Raw genomic sequence first — 21601 nt, forward strand, 5'->3', positions numbered from 1 at the left:
GTCGACCTTGCTCCCCGAAAGGGAGAGATTACCCCCAGTGAGGCAGAGGTAATGCGGGCCCTGGCTCCACGAACCCAAAGAGTGGACCGTCGTGGCGCGTCGGCAAGGACAGGCGTCGCGGGCTACCCAGAGATCGACTAGCCACGTCAGCCGGGCCATTGATCTCGTACCACCAGCCCGGCCCCGTCGGCAGAACCGGGACCAGCTGAGCTCCACGGCCCCGTTCTCGGCGAGAGGTGGGCGGGTGCGGCAGGACTTGGGAGCCGGAGAGGCCTGCGCCGGGGGCGCGGGCAGGGAGGCATGCTGAAAGGGCTGGGCGTCTCGTGACGGGGACTGTGGGCGGACACCACCGAGTGCGGCCCGTGCCACCCCGGCAAACGACTCGCACTGACCGCGCCTTAGCGCGGGGACACTCCAGCCGGACGGCCGGGGCCTCCGGAGCACACCCGGGGTGAGAGGTCCCTTGTGTCATCTGCCGGATGATCATGGGACGGACGCAGCCCTATGAATCTTGCAGCATGAACTCCATGATCCAGAGCGGGCCGCGTTCGTCTTGATTCCGGGACTCGCCGCCGTCAGTCGCGTCAAACTCGATCTCCCGCTCTGACGAGTCGTTCACTCGTGAAGCACTGGCCGCCGCCCCAAGCGGGTCCGGCGGCCATCGCCGCACCTATGTGCCTAACGTGCCAGAAGCCGTGACCCCCGCTCTGACATGGGAGATCGGGTTGACAACCCTAGATAACGGTGGCTGCGGTGGCCTTCGCGGCGGTGCTCTACAAGGTCGTGACCAGCGGGCAGGTCCAGGAGGAACTGCAGCAGATCGTCGGGCGGGCCCTCAATGGCGGCGCGTGAGCGGAGTGGACCACGGCGGCGCGGATCGCGGCGCCGAGGCGGGGCGCTGGGCGGCGACGGCGGGTTCGTGACGGCCGAGGCGGCCATGGTCCTGCCGGGGATGCTGCTGGTCGCGACGGCGCTCGTGTGGGGACTGTTCGCCGCATGCGCGCAGATCCAGGTCGTGGACGCCGCTCGGGCCGGTGCCCGGGCGGCAGCCCGGCAGGACCCGTCGGCCACGGTCGTGGCGACGGCCCGGAACACGGCGCCGGACGGGGCGGAGGTGGCCGTGAGCAGGAAGGGCGACTTCGTGCGTGTCGTCGTCTCGGCCCCGGCGCCGGGGCCGGACGGGCTGGGCCTCGATCTGAGCCACGCGGCCGTGGCCCTGGCGGAGGAGACGGTGGGGGCGGCCACGACGGAGGGGGTGGGGGCCGGGTGAGCGCGGACTTGTGGGTCGTCTTCTCCGGCCGGCGACCGCGAGCAGCCAGATCGGCCCGCTCGACGCACTCGGCCGGCTCGGCCCGCTCGACGCACTCGGCCCGCTCCGCGCACCCGGTCCACCCGGCCAGGTCGGACAGGGGCTCCGCGACCGTCTGGGCCGTCGGTGCGATCGTCGCGCTGTGCGCCGTGTTCGGGGGCGTACTCGCCCTGGGGCAGGCCGTCGTGATCCGGCATCAGGCTGCCTCGGCGGCCGACCTCGCGGCGCTGGCGGCCGCCGACCACTGGATGAAGGGCGACGAAGGGGCCTGTGCGACGGCGGAACGGGTGGTGAGGGCGCAGGGCGGCAGGCTCGTGCGCTGCGAGGTCGAGGGAGAGATCTCGGACGTCACAGCGGCATCGGACATGGGACCACTCACCGCCGAGGTCAGGGCGCGGGCGGGCCCACCCGGCCCACCCGGCTCACCGGCCCCGGGGTAGAGCTGGAGAGCCGCTGAGGAGCCGTGCGGGTTCGCCGCGAAACGCGCGCGGAGAACCGTGCGGGCAGCGCCAGGGACCCACCAACGGGACCCACCAACGGGACCCACCAACGGGACCCACCAACGGGACCCACCAACGGGACCCACCAACGGGACCCACCAACGGGACCCACCAACGGGACCCACCAACGGGACCCGCCCACCGCTACTCGCCCGGTCGGCGCCCCGCCCCTCTCCCTCAAGGCGCCCGGCCCTCCGGTGGAGCGTCGGGTGTTGCGCGGAGCAGTTCGGTCAGCAGCCGTACGGCGCCCCGTTTGTGCAACGGGTCGTTGCCGTTGCCGCACTTGGGGGACTGGATGCAGGACGGGCAGCCGGCGTCGCACTCGCAGGAGGCGATGGCCTGGCGGGTGGCGGTGAGCCAGGCACGCGCGGTGTGGAAGGCGCGCTCGGCGAAGCCCGCGCCGCCCGGGTGGCCGTCGTAGACGAAGACGGTCGGGAGCAGGGTGTCCGGGTGGAGCGGGACCGAGACGCCGCCGATGTCCCAGCGGTCGCAGGTCGCGAAGAGGGGCAGCATGCCGATCGAGGCGTGTTCGGCGGCGTGCAGGGCGCCGCCGAGGATCTCGGGATCGATCCGGGCCGCGTCCAGCTGGTCCTCGGTGACGGTCCACCAGACCGCGCGGGTGCGCAGCGTACGGGGAGGGAGGTCGAGTTTGGACTCGCCGAGCACCTCGCCGGTGATGAGGCGGCGACGGAGGAAGGAGACGACCTGATTGGTGACTTCGACGGAGCCGAAGCACAACCGGCCGTCACCCCAGGGGACTTCGGTGTCGGTCTCCAGGACGGAGATGGCGGTGGTGTCGCGGGCGACGGTCGAATAGGGCGGGTCGGCCTGCTGGACGAGGGCGACGGAGTCGTCCAGGTCCAGTTCGCGCACCAGGTAGGTGCGGCCCTGGTGCAGGTGGACCGCGCCCTCGTGGACGGTGGTGTGCGCGGCGCCCGCGTCGACCGTGCCGAGGAGCCGGCCGGTGCCGGTCTCGACGATCTGGACGGGGCGGCCGCCCTGGCCCCGGATGTCGGTCAGGTCGGCGGCCCGCTCGCGGCGGGTCCAGTGCCAGGCCTTGGCGCGGCGGCGGAGCAGCTTCGCGGCCTCCAGTTGCGGCAGCAGTTCCTCGCAGGCAGGTCCGAACAGGGGGAGGTCCTCGTCCGTGAGGGGCAGTTCCGCGGCGGCGGCGCAGAGATGGGGGGCGAGGACGTACGGGTTGTCGGGGTCGAGGACGGTCGATTCCACCGGTTGGTCGAACAGGGCCTCGGGGTGGTGGACCAGGAAGGTGTCCAGGGGGTCGTCACGGGCGACGAGGACGGCGAGGGCACCCTGGCCGGAGCGTCCGGCGCGGCCGGCCTGTTGCCAGAGGGAGGCGCGGGTGCCCGGGTAGCCGGCGATGAGGACGGCGTCCAGGCCGGAGATGTCGATGCCGAGTTCGAGGGCGGTGGTGGCGGCGAGGCCGAGGAGTTCGCCGGAGTGAAGGGCGCGTTCGAGGGCGCGGCGCTCCTCGGGGAGGTAGCCGCCCCGGTAGGCGGCGACGCGCCGGGCGAGGGAGCGGTCGACCTCCCTCAGACGTTCCTGTGCGATCACCGAGATCAGCTCCGCGCCGCGCCGGGAGCGTACGAACGCGACCGAGCGCACGCCCTGCACGACCAGGTCGGTCAGCAGGTCCGCCGTCTCCGCGGTCGCCGTGCGCCGTACCGGCGCGCCCCTCTCGCCGTGGAGTTCGGTGAGCGGGGGCTCCCAGAGGGCGAACACCAGTTCACCACGGGGGGAGGCGTCGTCCGCCACCTCGGTGACCGGGACACCGGTGAGGCGGCGGGCGGCGACCGAGGGTTCGGCGGCGGTGGCGGAGGCCAGCAGGAAGACGGGTTCGGCACCGTAGCGGGCGCACAGGCGGCGCAGGCGGCGCAGGACGTGGGCGACGTGGGAGCCGAAGACGCCGCGGTAGGTGTGGCACTCGTCGATGACCACGTACTTGAGAGCGCGCAGGAAGGAGGACCAGCGAGGGTGGGAGGGGAGGATGCCCCGGTGCAGCATGTCGGGGTTGGTGAGGACGTAGTTGGCGTACTGGCGCACCCATTCGCGTTCCTCGACGGGGGTGTCGCCGTCGTACACGGCCGGTCGTACGGCGTTTCCCAGCGGTTGTGAAAATTCCTTCACAGAACGTAGCTGATCTGCCGCGAGAGCCTTGGTGGGGGCCAGGTAGAGCGCGGTCGCCCCGCGCCCGTTGGGGGCTTCGGAGCCCTCCAGGAGGCGCGAGAGGACCGGGACGAGATAGGCCAGCGACTTGCCGGAGGCGGTGCCGGTGGCGACGACGACCGATTCGCCGTCCAGCGCGTGCTCGGCGACGCGTGCCTGGTGGGCCCAGGGGTGTTCGATTCCCGCGGCCTGTACGGCGGCCAGCACTTCCGGTCGGATCCGGTCGGGCCAGACTGCATGGCGGCCCGCACGTGGGGGCACATGCTCCGTATGAGTGATGCGCGAAGCCCGGCTCGGCCCCGAGGCGAGCCGGTCCAGGACCGTGCCCGGCGAGGGGCTGGAAGCGGTGTCCGTCGGGGATCGATCGGATCGGTGATTCTTGGCCATCGGCATCGAGTGTGTCACCGGCGTGACGGACAATGGAGCCAAGGCGTCGTGCACGCCTGCCGGTAAGTGATTGAATGCCATCGCGGCTGGCGAACCGTCCCGGGGGCTTTCAAGCCGAGGTGTCCCGAGGGGCGAACGCTCGATAGCAAGGTGCTGGAGGATCCGTGGACCTGTCCCTGTCGACCCGTACTGTCGGCGATCGTACGGTCGTCGAGGTCGGTGGCGAAATCGACGTTTATACCGCGCCCAAGCTGCGTGAGCAGCTGGTCGAGCTGGTCAACGACGGGAGTTTCCACCTCGTCGTCGACATGGAGGGCGTCGACTTCCTCGACTCCACCGGGCTCGGCGTGCTGGTGGGCGGCCTGAAGCGCGTACGGGCCCATGAGGGCTCGCTGCGCCTGGTGTGCAACCAGGAGCGGATTTTGAAGATCTTCCGCATCACCGGTCTGACCAAGGTGTTCCCGATTCACACCTCGGTCGACGAAGCGGTGGCGGCCACCGACTGATCGCGCCCGCCCGGGCCCCGTGCCCGGAACGGCAAGAGACAAGTGAGGGGGACCGGGCCCATGGGCCCGGCCCTCCGACCGCACGCCCGTAGTTCCGAGGGGGATGCATGGCCACCGTTGAACTCCGCTTCAGCGCGCTGCCCGAGCACGTCCGGACCGCCCGACTGGTGGCGGCAGCGGTGGCGCGCAGGGCCGGAGTGGACGAGGCCGTCCTCGACGAGGTCAGGCTGGCCGTCGGCGAGGCGTGCACCCGCGCTGTGGGACTGCATCAGAGCAGCGGTATCTCGGCGCCGGTGCAGGTGTCGCTGATCGAGGAGGAGAAGCAGTTCTCCATCGAGGTCGGCGACGAGGCGCCGCACGCCGTGCCCGGTGACAAGTCGTCGGGCGCAGGTGGTGACGTGGACGCCGACATCGAGGAGGACGACATGGGCCTCGCGGTGATCAGCGGCCTCGTCGACGACGTCGAGGTCTCGGCCGGGCAGCACGGCGGACTGATCCGCATGACCTGGCCGACGACACCGTCGGTCGCCGTCCTGCCCTGACAGTCCGCTCTTCTCAACTTCAAGTATTACCGCGAAGGGCCCTGCTGAGCAGGGCCCTTCGCGTTTTCCGGCATTTATTTCGATCACCTATTCCGATCAGCACCCATCGGAACAGCTGAATTCGTGAAGGAATTCACGATCTATCACGTGATAATTGATCAAGTGTCAATGCCTTTGAGGCGTTACTTCTTTCGAGTAACGTGGTCGCGCGCGGATCATTTGCTGGTGGGCATGTGAAGGCCAATTCCGCTTGCCGCGCACTGTTTTGATCGGGATCTCCTCCCTACAATCCGTCCACATCTTGAGCTCAGCCCAAGCGTCAAGGAGGACGAATGGCGGGGCTTTCTACCCCTCAAAGGTTTGACCAGTCCGCGGACCTCGCAGCCGCGGTACTGACCGACGACAACCGGATCATCGTCATGGTGATCGGCTTCGTGGCGCTGGCCGCGCTCGCCGTCGCCGGGGTCCTGGTGCGCCAGGTGCTCGCGGCGGGCGAGGGCACCGACAGCATGAAGAAGATCGCTAAGGCGATCCAGGAAGGTGCGAACGCCTATCTGGCACGGCAGATGCGCACGCTCGGCGTATTCGCCGTCGTCGTGTTCTTCCTGCTCATGCTGCTGCCCGCGGACGACTGGAATCAGCGCGCCGGACGTTCGGTCTTCTTCTTGATCGGCGCGGCGTTCTCGGCGGCCACCGGCTATATCGGTATGTGGCTCGCCGTGCGCAGCAATGTGCGCGTCGCCGCGGCGGCCCGGGAAGCGACACCGGCGGAGGGCGAGCCGGAAAAGGATCTCACCGCCGTCTCGCACAAGGCGATGAAGATCGCATTTCGCACCGGTGGCGTCGTCGGCATGTTCACGGTGGGGCTCGGGCTCCTCGGTGCGTCCTGCGTGGTCCTCGTGTACGCGGCCGACGCGCCGAAGGTGCTGGAGGGCTTCGGCCTCGGGGCCGCGCTCATCGCCATGTTCATGCGGGTCGGCGGCGGCATCTTCACCAAGGCCGCCGACGTCGGCGCCGACCTGGTCGGCAAGGTCGAGCAGGGCATTCCGGAGGACGACCCGCGCAATGCCGCGACCATCGCCGACAACGTGGGCGACAACGTCGGCGACTGCGCGGGCATGGCGGCCGACCTCTTCGAGTCGTACGCCGTCACGCTCGTCGCCGCGCTGATCCTCGGCAAGGCCGCGTTCGGTGACGCCGGGCTCGCGTTCCCGCTGATCGTGCCCGCGATCGGCGTGCTCACCGCGATGATCGGCATCTTCGCGGTGGCACCCCGCCGCGCCGACCGCAGCGGCATGTCCGCCATCAACCGCGGCTTCTTCATCTCCGCGGTGATCTCGCTGGTGCTCGTCGCCGTCGCCGTCTACGCCTACCTGCCGTCGTCGTACGCCGATCTCGAAGGCGTCACGGACACGGCGATCGCGGGCCACGACGGCGACCCGCGGGTCCTCGCGGTCCTCGCGGTGGCCATCGGCATCGTGCTGGCCGCGCTGATCCAGCAGCTGACCGGCTACTTCACCGAGACCACCCGGCGTCCCGTGAGGGACATCGGCAAGAGTTCGCTCACCGGCGCGGCCACCGTCGTCCTCGCCGGCATCTCCATCGGACTCGAATCGGCCGTCTACACCGCGCTGTTGATCGGGCTCGGCGTCTACGGGGCGTTCCTGCTCGGCGGTACGTCGATCATGCTCGCGCTGTTCGCGGTGGCGCTGGCCGGCACCGGCCTGCTCACCACGGTCGGCGTCATCGTCGCCATGGACACCTTCGGGCCGGTCTCCGACAACGCGCAGGGCATCGCCGAGATGTCCGGCGACGTCGAGGGCGCGGGCGCGCAGGTGCTCACCGACCTGGACGCCGTCGGCAACACCACCAAGGCCATCACCAAGGGCATCGCCATCGCCACGGCCGTACTCGCGGCCGCGGCGCTCTTCGGCTCGTACCGCGACGCGATCCTCACTGCCGCGAACGACGTCGGCGAGAAGGTCTCCGGCGACGGCGCGCCCATGAACCTGATGATGGACATCTCGCAGCCCAACAACCTCGTCGGGCTCATCGCGGGTGCCGCCGTCGTCTTCCTTTTCTCGGGGCTGGCGATCAACGCGGTCTCGCGGTCGGCGGGCGCGGTGGTCTACGAGGTGCGGCGGCAGTTCCGCGAGCACCCCGGGATCATGGACTACAGCGAGAAGCCCGAATACGGCCGGGTCGTCGACATCTGCACCAAGGACGCCCTGCGGGAGCTGGCCACGCCCGGTCTGCTGGCCGTCATGGCGCCCATCGCGATCGGGTTCACGCTCGGGGTCGGTGCGCTGGGCTCGTATCTCGCCGGGGCGATCGGTACCGGGACGCTGATGGCGGTGTTCCTCGCCAACTCCGGTGGCGCGTGGGACAACGCCAAGAAGCTCGTCGAGGACGGCCATCACGGCGGCAAGGGCAGCGAGGCCCATGCCGCGACCGTCATCGGTGACACGGTGGGCGACCCGTTCAAGGACACGGCGGGACCGGCCATCAACCCGCTGCTGAAGGTGATGAACCTCGTCGCGCTGCTCATCGCGCCCGCGGTCGTCCAGTTCAGCTACGGCGAGGACAAGAGCGTCGGGCTGCGTATCGCCATCGCGGTGGCCTCGATCGCCGTGATCGTCGCGGCGGTGTACGTGTCCAAGCGACGCGGCATCGCCGTGGGTGACGAAGGCAACGCCGAGCGGGTGGCCAAGTCGGCGGATCCAGCGGTGGTTTCGTAGACGGTCTTAGACCGGGTTCGGGCCGGGTCCTGGACCGGGCCCGCGAGGGCCCAGCTCAAGGGGCGGGCGGGCGGCGCGCGTTGACGCGCCGGCCGCCCGCTTCCGTATAGGCCGGCCGTTCTCCGTGAGCCTTCTCTCTCTTGGTGCAAATGGTTAGAAAAGGGTGCACCGGGGGTGCTCGGCACACAGCTGCCGCCCATACGGCGTGTATGTTCCGGGGCCGAGAGCCATGGAAGGGACCAATCCGGTGAACAAGAAGCTCGCTGCCGCACTGTCCGGCGGTGCGGTACTGGTACTGGCGCTGTCCGGCTGCAGCAGCGACGACAAGACGAACGACAAGCTGAACTCCTGGGCCAAGCAGGTCTGTGACTCCGTGCAGCCGCAGATCAAGAAGATCGCGGCGGCCAACGCCTCGATCCAGAAGGAGACCTCGGACGACAGCGCTCCGGCGGACGTGCAGAAGGCCGACTCGCAGGGCTTCCAGGACATCTCCGACGCGTACAAGGCGATGGCCACGGCCATTCAGCGGGCCGGAGTGCCCGATGTGGAGGAAGGCGAGAAGAAGCAGAAGGCCGCGGTCGCCGAGCTGAACCAGCTGTCGACGGCCTACGGCGAGCTGAAGAAGAAGTCGGACGCGCTGAACACGAAGGACCAGGCGAAGTTCGCGGACGGACTCGAAGGTGTCGCCACCGAGCTGGAGAAGCTGAGCAAGACCGGGAGCGACGCCCTGAAGGAACTGGAGAAGGGCGAGGTGGGTCAGGCGATGGCCGACCAGCAGAGCTGCAAGTCCGCCACCGCCTCCGGGGCGGTGTCCGCACCCGCTTCCGGGAACTGACGCCGAGCGGGGTTCCGCACCGCGCGGGTGACCGGGCCCCGGGCCGGAGGGACGCCCGGGGCGGCACGGTCCTCCACGGCCGGGCGGGATCGCGGTGCGCGACTACGCTGGGCGGTGTGAGTGACTCCAGGCTGTCTTCCCTGCCCTCCGCCGACCGGTCCGACGTCGCTGTGCGGCTTCGGGAGGCGCTGATCGGCGCCGACTTCACCGCCGACGGGCTTCTCGAACTGCTCGGCGCGTCCGCGTACGCAGCCCTGGCCCGCAGCGAGGTCGTGCCGGCGCTCAGGGCGACGCGGGGGGACACGGCGCTGGCGGCGCTCGTACGGCTGTTCCTGTTGCAACAGGCGGTCCCCCGCGCGCGCGTGGAGGGTGCGCTGCCCGTCGACGCGTGCGTCGAGAGCGGCTGGCTCGTCCGCGCCGACGCGGACGGGGACGAGCTCGCGGCCGCCGTCGACGTACGGCCGTACGGCGGGCCCGACGGCGAGGACTGGTTCATCGTGTCCGACCTGGGGTGCGCGGTCGGCGGGGCCGGCGGGATCGGAAGCCGGGACGAGGGTGTGGTGCTGGGGGTCGGCGGTGCGTCCACGACCCTGGCCGGGATCACCGTGCGGACGGCCGTCGGCTCCGCGCTCGACCTCGGGACCGGCTCCGGCATCCAGGCCCTGCACGCCGCGCGGCACGCCACGCGCGTGACCGCGACCGACCTCAACCCGCGCGCGCTGCACATCACGGCGCTCACGCTGGCGCTCTCCGGGGCCCCGGAAGCCGATCTGCGCCAGGGCTCGCTCTTCGAGCCGGTCCGGGCCGACGAGACGTACGACCTCATCGTGTCCAATCCGCCGTTCGTGATCTCGCCCGGCGCCCGGCTGACCTACCGCGACGGCGGGATGGGCGGGGACGATCTGTGCCGCACGCTCGTTGCGCAGGCGGGGGAGCGGCTGAACGAGGGCGGGTACGCGCAATTCCTCGCCAACTGGCAGCACGAGGAGGGGGAGGACTGGCAGGAGCGGCTGAGGTCGTGGGTGCCGCGCGGATGCGATGCGTGGATCGTGCAGCGGGAGGTCCAGGACGTCGCGCAGTACGCGGAGTTGTGGCTGCGGGACGCGGGCGACCACCGCGGTGACGTGGCCGAGTACCGGGCGCGGTACGACGCCTGGCTCGACGAGTTCGAGTCGCGCAAGGTCAAGGGCGTCGGCTTCGGATGGATCACTCTGCGGAAGGCGGCGGCCGCGGACCCGGAACCCTCGATCACCGTCGAGGAGTGGCCGCATCCGGTCGAACAGCCGCTCGGCGAGACCGTGCGGCAGCACTTCGCGCGCGTCGACTACCTGCGGTCGAACGACGACGCGGCACTCCTCGCCGCACACTTCCGGCTGACCGCCGAGATCGTCCAGGAGCAGGTCGGGCTGCCCGGCGCGGAGGACCCCGAGCATGTGGTGCTGCGTCAGAACCGGGGTATGCGCCGGGCGACGAAGGTGGACACGGTCGGCGCGGGCTTCGCCGGTGTGTGCGACGGCACGCTCAGCGCGGGACGGATCCTGGACGCCATCGCCCAGCTCGTCGGCGAGGAGGCGGTGGCACTGCGCGACCGGACACCGGGCCAGATCCGGCTGCTCGTCGAACAGGGGTTCCTCGAACCGGTCCGGTGAGGGCGGGGAGTCTCCACACCGCTCCCGCACGGCCCTCGCGCGCCCGGTGACCATTTCCGGACCGTCCGGTGACCGTACTGGTGCCCCGCGCGATGCCACTTCCCGTGACAGGTGAGGCGTAGGGGAACTCCTGGGACGCATGTGCTGCTTGTGCCTGGATTGATACGTAAAAGGGCTCCTGTCAGTGGTGCGTGCGAAGCTATTTTCAAGAGACGGATTCGACGTGTCCTCGGGGGAGGCACGCACTGTCTCTGGGGATCGGGGGGTCGCGATGGCGCGGGATACGCCGGAGCAGGGCCAGGGCAGGATCATCAACAACCGGTACCGGCTCCTGCGCACCCTGGGCGCGGGCGGCATGGGCCGGGTCTGGCTCGCGTACGACGAGGAGTTGGCCTGCGAGGTCTCCATGAAGGAGATCTCCCTGCCCGACGTCCCGCGCGACGCGACCGAGTCCGCCCAGCGCATCGCCCGGGCCCGCAGCGAGGCCCGGCACGCCGCACGGCTGCGCGGGCACCAGCATGTGGCGACGGTCCACGACGTGGTGCTGCACGAGGGCCTGCCGTGGATCGTCATGGAGTACGTGCCGGACGCGATCGACCTCCAGGCCGTCGTACGCCAGCGGGGACCGCTCTCGCCCGCGCAGGTCGCCCGGATCGGGCTCGCCGTCCTCGACGCCCTCACGGCGGGCCACCGGATCGGCATCCTGCACCGCGATGTGAAACCGGCCAACATCCTGCTGGCCGCCGACGCCTCGGGCGACCTCTACGCGCGCGTGCTGCTCACCGACTACGGCATCGCCCTCCAGCCGGAGTCCCACGAACCCCGGCTCACCGCGACCGCCGGCATCCTCGGCACCCCCGGCTACCTGGCGCCGGAGCGCGCTCGGGGCGAGCCGCCCACCCCGGCCGCCGACCTGTTCTCGCTCGGCGCCACGCTCTACGCGGCGGTCGAGGGCCGCGGCCCCTTCGACCGGCACGGCGAGTACGCGACGCTCACGGCCCTGCTCGGGGAGGAGCCGACGCCGCCCGTCCGCGCCGGTGAACTGGCCACCGTCCTGCACGGACTGCTCATCAAGGACCCGGTGCGCCGGCTGTCGCCGGAGGCGGCGGCACGCGGACTGGAACGGGTGACCTCCGGAGCGGGCGGCGGACCGACTCCGCCGGGCTGGGGGGCCGCCCCCGCGCCGGCGCCCGGTTCCTTCGGACCGGCTCCCGGCACACCGGGTACGCCCGGCGGTCCCGGAACCGCCGGAGCGCCTCCGGGATACGTGGCGAGCGCGCCGCCCGGGTACGTGGCCGCCGGCCAGCACGGCCTCGGCGGCGCCCCGAACACACCGGGCGCACCGCACACGCCGTACACCCCGCACACCCCCGGGGCGCCCCACACGCCGTACACCCCGCACACCCCCGGCGCGTCACCCGCCGCGCCGAACACCCCGAACACCCCGGCGGGCGGCCCGGCACCGTACGACCCGTGGCAGCGGGGACAGCAGCCGCGGAGTCCCTACGACAGCTACAACCCTTACGGGGGCGGCCGACCCGCCCCGTACGGCGGCGGGGCGCCGCCCCCGGGAAGCGCGGGATTGCCGACCATGACGGCCGGGGGACCGCCGCCCGGTGGGCCGCGCCGGAAGATGCCCGCGGCGGCGATCGTCGGGATCGTGGTCGCCGTGCTGTTCGTGGCGGGCGGCGGGACCTGGGCCGCGGTGACCTTCCGGGGCGACCCGGATCCCAAGCCTTCCGACACCTCGCAGGCGGGCGGGCCGCAGCCCGGCTCGGAGTACCCCTACGGGGAGCGGGCGGCCCTCAAGAAGCCGCTGGAGGTGGGGGACTGCGTCAAGGCGGTCTGGACGGGCGCGGCGTTCACGTCGGTGCCCGACCTCGGCGTGGTCGACTGCGGCGAGGACTGGCCGGACGGCCAGGTCGTGGCGGTGGAGCGGGCGTCGGACCACGCCGACGCGAAGGCCGACGGCGCGCGGCGCTGCGCCGCCCAGGCGGACGCGATCGCCGCGGCGCTGCCCGACGCGGGGGTCTACGCGCTCGTCCCCACCAAGGAGGGCTTCACCACGGCCAAGGGCGGTACGGCATGCCTCGTCCTCGGCAAGCACGTCCCGATAGGCGGCGAAGTGGGCCGGCTCCGTGACGTCGGCATGAACCTGTGGCCCACGCAGATGGCCGTCGGGGACTGCTGGGACTACACCACCCGCGAGGACAAGGGCTACGACGCCCCGCTGACCGACTGTGCCGAAGCGCACACCGACCAGGTCGTCGGATCGGTCCAGGCGCCCGCCAACATGACCTTCGACGGCGCCCTCGCCGAGGGCGGAAAGCTCTGCACCAACAGGTTCGAGTCGAGTTGGGCGCCCGGCGCTGACCTGATCGTGTCGGGATGGGTCTCCGACAAGGACGAATGGAAGAAGGGCTTCAGCAAGGTGGTGTGCACGGTGCGCAACGCCGACGTGTCGAGGACGACCGGGAAGATACGCACGCCCGGCTCGGTCTGAGGGCACGGTACGCCTCGCGTTCACCTCGGGTTCGCGCGCCCGCCGCCCGTCCGTGCCAGCCTCCCCTCCCGGGGCGGTCGAGGGGTGGGAGGACGGGACATGGAGAGCGGACCGGCGATCTTCGTGGGGGTGGTGTTCGCCCTGTTCGGAGGCGGACTGCTGCTGTGGACCGTGACACGGCTGCGCCGGGGCGAGCCGGTCGCCCAAGGGGTCCGTCCCGCGCTGTCGGCGTCGCTCGCGAGCGTGGCGGCGGTGACCGCTCTCGCCCTCGGCGCGTGGTGCCTCACCCGCGTGTGAGCCGGCCCGGGGAGCCGGGGCGACGGGTGTGCCGGGTAACCGCGATGTGACGCTCCGCATAGGCCCCGAACGGGTCGCCGCACACGCCGGGCGGCAGGAATGGCGGTAGTCGGGTTACCGTTCGAGTGGCCGTTGCGGGCTTTTCCCGTTTGACACGGGGGCGGGATGTACCGTCACACTCCGCAGCGTCAGCATGACCCGACCCCCGGGCCGACCGCCGAGCCCCGTGCGAGGCAACGGCCTCCGGGGACCCCGCCCCGGGAAGCCAGCCTGGGGGGACCCAGCGTCGACCGGAGAGAAGAGCGAAGTTGTCCCCGACCAGCGAGACCGCGAAGGGCGGCCGCCGACTCGTCATTGTCGAGTCGCCTGCCAAGGCGAAGACGATCAAGGGCTATCTCGGCCCCGGCTACATCGTCGAGGCGAGCGTGGGGCACATCCGCGACCTTCCCAACGGCGCCGCGGAGGTGCCCGAGCAGTACACCGGCGAGGTGCGCCGCCTCGGCGTGGACGTCGAGCATGACTTCGCGCCCGTCTACGTGGTCAACGCGGACAAGAAGGCGCAGGTCAGGAAGCTCAAGGATCTCCTGAAGGAATCCGACGAACTCTTCCTCGCCACCGATGAGGACCGCGAGGGCGAGGCCATCGCCTGGCACCTCCAGGAGGTGCTCAAGCCCAAGGTCCCGGTCAAGCGGATGGTCTTCCACGAGATCACCAAGGCCGCGATCCAGGCCGCCGTCGCCAATCCGCGCGAGCTGAACCAGCGCCTCGTCGACGCCCAGGAGACCCGCCGCATCCTCGACCGTCTCTACGGCTACGAGGTCTCGCCGGTCCTGTGGAAGAAGGTCATGCCGCGGCTGTCGGCGGGCCGTGTCCAGTCCGTCGCGACCCGGCTCGTCGTGGAGCGGGAGCGGGAGCGCATCGCGTTCCGCTCGGCCGAGTACTGGGACCTGACCGGCACCTTCGCGACCGGCCGCGCCGGTGACGCCTCCGACCCGTCGTCCCTGGTCGCCCGCCTGCAGTCCGTCGACGGCCGCCGTGTCGCGCAGGGCCGCGACTTCGACTCGGTCGGGCAGCTCAAGGGCGCGAACGTCCTCCACCTCGACGAGGGAGCCGCCCGCGCGCTGGCCGCCGCCCTGGAGAACACCCGGTTCGCGGTCCGGTCCGTCGAGTCCAAGCCGTACCGCCGCTCGCCGTACGCCCCCTTCCGTACGACGACGCTCCAGCAGGAGGCCTCGCGCAAGCTGGGCTTCGGGGCCAAGGCGACCATGCAGGTGGCGCAGAAGCTGTACGAGAACGGCTTCATCACCTATATGCGTACCGACTCCACGACGCTCAGCGACACCGCGATCAAGGCCGCCCGCGCCCAGGTCACGCAGCTGTACGGTGCCGACTACCTGCCGGCCCAGCCGCGTACGTACGCCGGGAAGGTCAAGAACGCGCAGGAGGCGCACGAGGCGATCCGTCCCTCGGGTGATCGTTTCCGCACGCCCGCCGAGACCGGTCTGACCGGCGACCAGTTCAAGCTCTACGAGCTGATCTGGAAGCGCACGGTCGCCTCCCAGATGAAGGACGCGACGGGCAACAGCGTCACGGTCAAGATCGGTGGCACCACCTCCGACGGCCGGGACGCCGAGTTCAGCGCCTCCGGCAAGACGATCACCTTCCACGGTTTCCTCAAGGCCTACGTCGAGGGTGCCGACGACCCGAACGCCGAGCTGGACGACCGCGAGCGCAGGCTGCCGCAGGTCAGCGAGGGTGACGCGCTCTCCGCCGAGGAGATCACGGTCGACGGGCACGCCACCAAGCCCCCGGCCCGCTACACCGAGGCCTCGCTGGTCAAGGAGCTCGAAGAGCGCGAGATCGGCCGCCCGTCGACATACGCGTCGATCATCGGCACGATCCTGGACCGCGGGTACGTGTTCAAGAAGGGCACGGCCCTCGTGCCGTCCTTCCTGAGCTTCGCCGTGGTCAACCTGCTGGAGAAGCACTTCGGGCGGCTGGTCGACTACGACTTCACCGCCAAGATGGAGAACGACCTCGACCGCATCGCCCGCGGTGAGGCCCAGGCGGTGCCGTGGCTCAAGCGCTTCTACTTCGGCGAGACCGCGCCCGACGGCGCCCCCGTCGCGGCGGGTGCGAACGGCACGGCGGCCGAGGCCGGCAACGGCGACGGCGACCACCTCGGCGGGCTGAAGGAACTGGTCACCGACCTGGGCGCGATCGACGCCCGCGAGGTGTCGTCGTTCCCCGTCGGCGACGGCATCGTGCTGCGCGTCGGACGCTACGGCCCGTACATCGAGCGCGGCGAGAAGGACGCGGAAGGGCACCAGCGGGCGGACGTGCCCGAGGACATGGCGCCCGACGAGCTGAGCATCGAACTCGCCGAGGAACTGCTCGCCAAGCCCAGCGGTGACTTCGAGCTGGGTGCCGACCCCGCGACGGGCCATCAGATCATCGCCCGCGACGGGCGCTACGGCCCGTACGTCACCGAGGTGCTCCCCGAGGGCACCCCGAAGACCGGCAAGAACGCGGTCAAGCCGCGCACGGCCTCGCTGTTCAAGTCGATGTCGCTGGACACGGTGACCCTGGCCGACGCGCTGAAGCTGATGTCGCTGCCGCGGCTGGTCGGCACCGATCCCGAGGGCCAGGAGATCACCGCGCAGAACGGCCGGTACGGGCCCTATCTGAAGAAGGGCACGGACTCGCGCTCGCTGCAGACCGAGGACCAGCTCTTCACGATCACCCTCGAAGAGGCGCTGGCGATCTACGCGCAGCCCAAGCAGCGCGGGCGGGCCGCCGCCAAACCGCCGCTGAAGGAACTGGGCGAGGACCCGGTCAGCGCGAAGCCGGTTGTGGTGAAGGACGGCCGTTTCGGGCCGTACGTCACCGACGGCGAGACCAACGCGACGCTGCGGTCCGGGGACAGCGTGGAGACGATCACCCCCGAGCGCGGGTACGAACTGCTCGCGGAGAAGCGGGCCAAGGCTCCCGTCAAGAAGACGGCGAAGAAGGCGCCGGCGAAGAAGACGGCGACCAAGACCGCCGCGAAGAAGGCCGCGCCGGCGAAGAAGACCGCCACCGCGAAGAAGACGGCGGCTTCGAAGACGGCCGCGGCCAAGAAGGCGGCTCCGGCGAAGAAGGTGGCCGCGAAGAAGGCTGCGGCTTCCGGGGACGGCGCCCAGTAGTTCGGGGGTGCGGGTGCGTCAGCCCAGGGCGCGCGGGTGCGTCAGCCCGGGCGCGTGGGTGCGTTCGCGGCTGCGGGCTGTTTGCGGCTTGTCGCGCGGTTCCCCGCGCCCCTGACGGGGCGCGCCCGTGCTCGGCGGTGGCCGGAAGTGCCCGCCTCCCCCTCGTCGGATGTGTGCGTTTCGTGTGACTTGGTCGTGCGCCGTGCGTGCGTTCGGGCGCTGCTTCTGCGTGTCGGTGGGTGCCGATAGGCTGAAAGCATGATGCGAGCCGAGCAGCCTACGGCCCACGACCCGGCCTTCGATGACGCCCTGGCAGCCGACTCCCGGGAGCGCGCCGTGCGGGCGCTGCTGCGCCGGCCGCAGCTGAAACGGTTGTGGGGCGCACAGCTCGTGGGCGGCGTGGGTGATGTCCTCGCCCTGTTCGTGCTGGTGCTCCTCGCCTTCCAGGCGGCGATCGCCGAGGGCTCCTTCGGCGGTGGATACCGGGGCGTCGCGCTCACGGTGGCAGCCGTCTTCGGCACGCGCGCCCTCGCGACCCTGCTCTTCGGAGCCGTGCTCCTCGGCCCGCTCACCTCGCTCACCGCGCAGGAGGGGCCCCTCGACCGCCGCTGGACCATGGTCGGCGCGGACGGGGTACGGGTCCTGCTGCTGATCGTCGCGCCCCTGTGGATCGACTGGACGCCGGACAACGCGCTCGCGGTGCTGCTGGTCACCGCGTTCGTGGCCGGGGTCGCCGAGCGGTTCTGGACGGTCTGCCGGGAGAGCGCGGCACCCGCGCTGCTGCCCGCGCCGCCGCCGGAGGGCGCGACCGTACGGCCGCTGCCGGACCACATGGACGCGCTGCGGCGCCTGGCGCTGCGTACGACCTTCGTCGCGGTGCCCCTCGCGGCCGTCGTCCTCGTCGTCGCGGCGCTGCTCAACAACCTGCTGGGCGCGGGCCTCGACTGGTTCGGACAGCACCAGGCCGCGCTCGCCGCGTACGTCGCCGCCGGGCTGTTCGCCGCCTCGCTGTCCCTGGTGACCTTCCTCGAACTGCCCAAGACGCGCACCCCGCGCGCGCGGTCGCCGCTGGAGGGGCTGCGCCGGCCCAGGACGGGCACCGGTGTGGACAAGGGCCGTACGGGTGCGATCCCGCTGCTGGTGCCGGCGTGCGGTGCTGTGGCCGGTGCGGTCGCCGCCGTCGTCGCCGTCGCCGTGCTGCACGCCAAGGACCTGGGCGGCGGGCCGGTGCTCTACGGGCTGTTCGTCGCCGCGGTGACCGGCGGGGTGGGCGTCGGGATCCGGCGGGCGCCGTCCGTGCTGCCCTCGCTGTCCCGGCGTCGGCTGCTCGCTCTCGCGATCGCCTTCACCGGCGTCGCCCTGCTCGCCGCCGGACTGACGCCGGATGTCACGAGCGTGGTGCTGATCCTGGGGCTGGCCGGCGTCGGCGCGGGCATCGCCGCGAACACCGGGCACACGCTGCTGGACCAGGAGGCCGAGGACTTCCGGCGGGCCCGGACCACCGAGCATCTGCACGCTGTCGTACGGGTGTTCGTGGCTGTGGCGGCGCTCGTCGCTCCGCTGGTCGCCGCCGCCATCGGGCCGCACCGGCTGGAAAGCGGCAAGTTCGTGTTCGCGCACGGGGGCGCGGCGTTCACGCTGATGCTGGTGGGGGCGCTGCTGCTGCCGGTGGCCGCGCTGGTGCTGGCGAAGGTCGACGACCGGTCCGGGGTGCCGCTCCGGCAGGACCTGCGCGACGCGTTGCTCAAGGGCGACGATCCGGCGCAGGCGCCCGCGGCCTCGGGGTTCTTCATCGCCCTGGAGGGCGGCGACGGGGCCGGGAAGTCCACCCAGGTCGAGGCGCTCGCCGAGTGGGTCCGGGCCAAGGGCCACGAGGTCGTGGTCACGCGGGAGCCGGGGGCCACTCCGGTGGGCAAGCGGCTGCGGTCGATCCTGCTGGACGTGTCGAGTGCGGGCCTGTCCCACCGGGCCGAGGCGCTCCTCTACGCGGCCGATCGTGCCGAGCACGTGGACACCGTGGTGCGGCCCGCGCTGGAGCGGGGTGCCGTCGTCATCTCCGACCGGTACATCGACTCGTCCGTGGCGTACCAGGGGGCCGGGCGGGACCTCTCGCCCACCGAGATCGCCCGGATCTCGCGGTGGGCGACCGATGGACTCGTGCCCCATCTGACCGTGCTGCTGGACGTGTCGCCCGAGGCGGCGCGCGAGCGGTTCACCGAGGCGCCGGACCGGCTGGAGTCGGAGCCGGCGGAGTTCCACGAGCGGGTGCGGGCGGGTTTCCTGACGCTGGCCGCCGCGGACGCCGGACGGTACCTGGTCGTGGATGCCGCGCAGGACCCGGAAGCTGTGACGACCGTGGTTCGGGCCCGGCTCGACGTGATGCTGCCGCTGTCCGAGGCCGAGGTGAAGGCGCAGGAGGAGGCCCGGCGCAAGGCCGAGGAGGAGGCGCGGCGCAAGGCCGAGGAGGAGGCCGCGCGCAAGGCCGAGGAGGAGCGGCTGGAGCGGGAGCGCCAGGAGGAGCTGGCGCGTCTGCGGGCCGAGGAGGAGGAGCGCAAGCGGCGCGAGCTGGAGGAGGCTCAGCGGCGCGAGGCGGAGCGGCAGGCGGAGGAGGCCCGGCAGCGGGCCGAGGAAGCGCGTCGCCGTGCCGAGGAGGAGCAGGCGCGGCTCCTCGCGGAGGAGAAGGCCCGTGCCGCGGAGGAGGAGCGGCGTCGGGTCGAGGAGGAACGGCGCCGCAAGCAGGCCGAGCAGGAGCAGCGGTTGCGGGCGGAGGCGGAAGCGCTCCGCCTGGAGAAGCAGCGGAAGGCCGAGGAGGCGCTGCTCCGGGCCGAGGACGCGCGGCGGGCGGCCGCGGCCGCGGAGGCCGAGCGGGCGGCTCGCGCCGAGGCGGAGAGGGTCGCGGCGGAGCGTGCCGAGGCGGAGCACGCGGCCGAGGCCGAGCGGGGGGCTCGGGCGGAGGCGGAGAGGGCCGCGGCGGCCCGGCGGGCCGCCGCGGCCGAGCGGAGTGCTGAGGCTGACCGGGGCGCTGGGCGTGGCTCCGGTGGGGCTTCCGGTGGCCCTTCCGGTGGCGACGACGCGATCACGGTGGCCACGCCGGTCGTGACGCCGACGAACGCGTCGGGTGGGCCGGTGGACGAGACGGCCGTGCTGCCTCCGGTGCGGGGGGACGGGCCGGCGGGTTCGGGGCGTTCGTCCGGTGGGGCGGACTCCGAGACGACGGCGAAGTTGCCCAAGCCGCCGGTGCCGGGTCCGGGGGCGGCGGAGGACGAGACCGCGGTGCTGCCTCCGGTGCCTCCGGTGCCTCCGGGAGCCGCCGATGAGACGGCGGTGCTGCCGCCGGTGCGGGAGGACCGGGTGCCGCCGGGTTACTTCCGGGACGAGCGGCCCGCGCCCGACGGGGCGGAGGGACGGACCCGCGAGCTTCCGCAGGTCGACGAGCAGGGGACGCCGCGGCGGCGACCCCGCTCGGACTGGGCCGAGGAGACCCCGCTGGACGACCTGCCCACGCTCGCGGACGAACTGCTGGGCTCGGACGACGGGGAGGACCCCGACGAGGGGCGGGGCTGGCGGCGGCGACGCCGGTGAGGTGACACGCGCCCGGACCCCGAGCCGCAGGTGGGGCCTGGTCGTCCGCGGGCCGTGCCGGGTCGGATGCGGGCCGGGCGGGGATCGGGCCGACCGGGCCTGGCTGTCAGTGGGGTCGCGCACAATGGGGCGCGGAGAGATGTCGTGGACGGAGGGCGGTGGGTCATGGCCGTGTGGGACGACCTGGTGGGGCAGGAGCGGCTGAGTGCGCAGCTCGACGCCGCCGCTCGGGACGCGGACGCGATCGTCACCGCCGCGACGACGGGCACCGCACCTCCGGAGGCGTCGAGGATGACGCACGCGTGGCTGTTCACCGGGCCGCCGGGTTCGGGACGGACGACCGCGGCGCGGGCGTTCGCGGCGGCACTGCAGTGTGTGAGTCCGGACCGGGCGCTCGGGGGGAGCCCCGGGTGCGGGTTCTGCGACGGATGTCATACGGCGCTGGTGGGGACGCACGCCGATGTCAGCACCGTGGCGGCGGTGGGTGCGCAGATCCTGGTCGACGACATGCGGGACACCGTGCGCAAGTCGTACACCTCACCGGCGAACGGGCGCTGGCAGGTGATCCTCGTCGAGGACGCCGAGCGGTTGAACGAGAAGTCGGCGAACGCGGTGCTCAAGGCCGTCGAGGAGCCGGCCCCGCGGACGGTGTGGATGCTGTGCGCGCCGTCGCTGGAGGACGTGCTGCCGACCATTCGCTCGCGGTGCCGGCACGTCGGGTTGCTCACACCGTCGGTGGACGCGGTGGCGGACATGCTCGTACGGCGCGACGGCATCGAGCCGGAGGCGGCGGCGGTGGCCGCTCGGGCCACCCAGGGACACATCGAGTGGGCCCGGCGGCTGGCCACGGACCCGCGGGCCCGGGAGCGGCGGGCCGCGGTGCTGAAGCTGCCGCTGCGGGTCGAGGACATCGGGGGGTGCCTCAAGGCCGCGCAGGAGCTGGTGGACGCCGCGTCGGAGGAGTCGAAGCAGCTGGCCGAAGAGGTCGACACCAAGGAGACCGAGGAGCTGAAGGCGGCGCTCGGCGCGGCGCAGGGCGGGCGCATGCCGCGCGGTACGGCGGGGGTGATGAAGGACCTGGAGGACAAGCAGAAGCGGCGGCGCACGCGGGCGCAGCGGGACAGCCTGGATCTCGCGCTGACCGAGCTGACCGGGTTCTACCGGGATGTGCTGGCCCTGCAGATGGGGGCGCGGGTCGCGCTCGCCAACGTCGAGGTGCGGGACAGCCTGGAGCGGATGGCGCGGGGTGGCACGCCGGAGTCGACCCTGCGGCGGATCGACGCGATCGCGGGCTGCCGGGAGGCGCTGGAGAGGAATGTGTCGCCGCTGCTGGCCGTGGAGGCGATGACGATGGCGCTGCGGGCTGGGTGACGTCGGGGGCGGC

Annotated in this window: 14 protein-coding genes; 13 read left to right on the top strand and 1 reads right to left on the bottom strand. The window is 72.0% G+C overall.

Annotated elements, in window-relative coordinates:
- Positions 1 to 738 precede the first annotated feature (738 nt).
- The 3 genes from STRBO_RS41300 to STRBO_RS45600 are packed head-to-tail and all read left to right on the top strand — an operon-like array spanning position 739 to position 1749.
- Positions 739 to 852, top strand: a complete 114-nt coding sequence (locus STRBO_RS41300) for a DUF4244 domain-containing protein (RefSeq protein WP_028796433.1) — start codon at positions 739 to 741, stop codon at positions 850 to 852.
- Positions 839 to 1270, top strand: a complete 432-nt coding sequence (locus STRBO_RS0102890; RefSeq protein WP_005475926.1) for a TadE family type IV pilus minor pilin — start codon at positions 839 to 841, stop codon at positions 1268 to 1270. Before STRBO_RS41300 ends, STRBO_RS0102890 begins: the two co-directional genes overlap by 14 nt.
- A complete protein-coding gene (locus tag STRBO_RS45600; protein ID WP_020113749.1) occupies positions 1267 to 1749 on the top strand; it encodes an Rv3654c family TadE-like protein in 483 nt (160 codons plus the stop codon). Before STRBO_RS0102890 ends, STRBO_RS45600 begins: the two co-directional genes overlap by 4 nt.
- 237 nt (positions 1750 to 1986) lie before the next feature.
- Here STRBO_RS45600 and STRBO_RS0102900 read toward each other — a convergent pair whose 3' ends face one another.
- On the bottom strand, positions 1987 to 4461 hold the full coding sequence (locus STRBO_RS0102900; protein ID WP_202499631.1) for a DEAD/DEAH box helicase: 2475 nt from the start codon (positions 4459 to 4461) through the stop codon (positions 1987 to 1989).
- An 83-nt stretch (positions 4462 to 4544) separates the two neighbouring features.
- On the opposite strand from STRBO_RS0102900, the gene bldG reads away from it, so the two are divergent.
- From bldG to STRBO_RS0102950, 10 genes are all read left to right on the top strand, one after another.
- Entirely contained in the window at positions 4545 to 4886 is a 342-nt protein-coding gene (gene bldG, locus STRBO_RS0102905; RefSeq protein ID WP_005475923.1) for an anti-sigma factor antagonist BldG, read from the top strand.
- Positions 4887 to 4993: 107 nt separating this feature from the next.
- Complete coding sequence (locus STRBO_RS0102910) at positions 4994 to 5428, top strand: ATP-binding protein (RefSeq protein ID WP_005475921.1); 435 nt, start codon at positions 4994 to 4996, stop codon at positions 5426 to 5428.
- 332 nt (positions 5429 to 5760) lie between these two features.
- Positions 5761 to 8166, top strand: a complete 2406-nt coding sequence (locus STRBO_RS0102915) for a sodium-translocating pyrophosphatase (RefSeq protein WP_005475919.1) — start codon at positions 5761 to 5763, stop codon at positions 8164 to 8166.
- Between the two features lie 229 nt (positions 8167 to 8395).
- Positions 8396 to 9001 carry a hypothetical protein gene (locus STRBO_RS0102920; protein WP_005475918.1) on the top strand — a complete coding sequence of 202 codons (606 nt, stop codon included), beginning with the start codon at positions 8396 to 8398 and terminating at the stop codon, positions 8999 to 9001.
- Between the two features lie 116 nt (positions 9002 to 9117).
- The gene (locus STRBO_RS0102925; protein WP_005475917.1) at positions 9118 to 10650 is read left to right on the top strand and encodes a DUF7059 domain-containing protein; all 1533 of its coding nucleotides are present in this window, start codon (positions 9118 to 9120) and stop codon (positions 10648 to 10650) included.
- A gap of 271 nt (positions 10651 to 10921) precedes the next feature.
- Positions 10922 to 13153, top strand: a complete 2232-nt coding sequence (locus STRBO_RS0102930) for a serine/threonine-protein kinase (protein WP_005475916.1) — start codon at positions 10922 to 10924, stop codon at positions 13151 to 13153.
- A 99-nt stretch (positions 13154 to 13252) separates the two neighbouring features.
- Positions 13253 to 13450, top strand: a complete 198-nt coding sequence (locus STRBO_RS0102935) for a hypothetical protein (RefSeq protein ID WP_020113751.1) — start codon at positions 13253 to 13255, stop codon at positions 13448 to 13450.
- Between the two features lie 308 nt (positions 13451 to 13758).
- A complete protein-coding gene (topA, locus tag STRBO_RS0102940) occupies positions 13759 to 16635 on the top strand; it encodes a type I DNA topoisomerase (protein ID WP_005475914.1) in 2877 nt (958 codons plus the stop codon).
- A 258-nt stretch (positions 16636 to 16893) separates the two neighbouring features.
- Entirely contained in the window at positions 16894 to 20217 is a 3324-nt protein-coding gene (tmk, locus tag STRBO_RS0102945) for a dTMP kinase (RefSeq protein ID WP_005475912.1), read from the top strand.
- A gap of 165 nt (positions 20218 to 20382) precedes the next feature.
- Complete coding sequence (locus STRBO_RS0102950) at positions 20383 to 21588, top strand: DNA polymerase III subunit delta' (protein ID WP_020113753.1); 1206 nt, start codon at positions 20383 to 20385, stop codon at positions 21586 to 21588.
- Positions 21589 to 21601 lie beyond the last annotated feature (13 nt).

Origin of the sequence: Streptomyces bottropensis ATCC 25435, from assembly GCF_000383595.1 — a bacterium.
Lineage (GTDB): Bacteria > Actinomycetota > Actinomycetes > Streptomycetales > Streptomycetaceae > Streptomyces > Streptomyces bottropensis.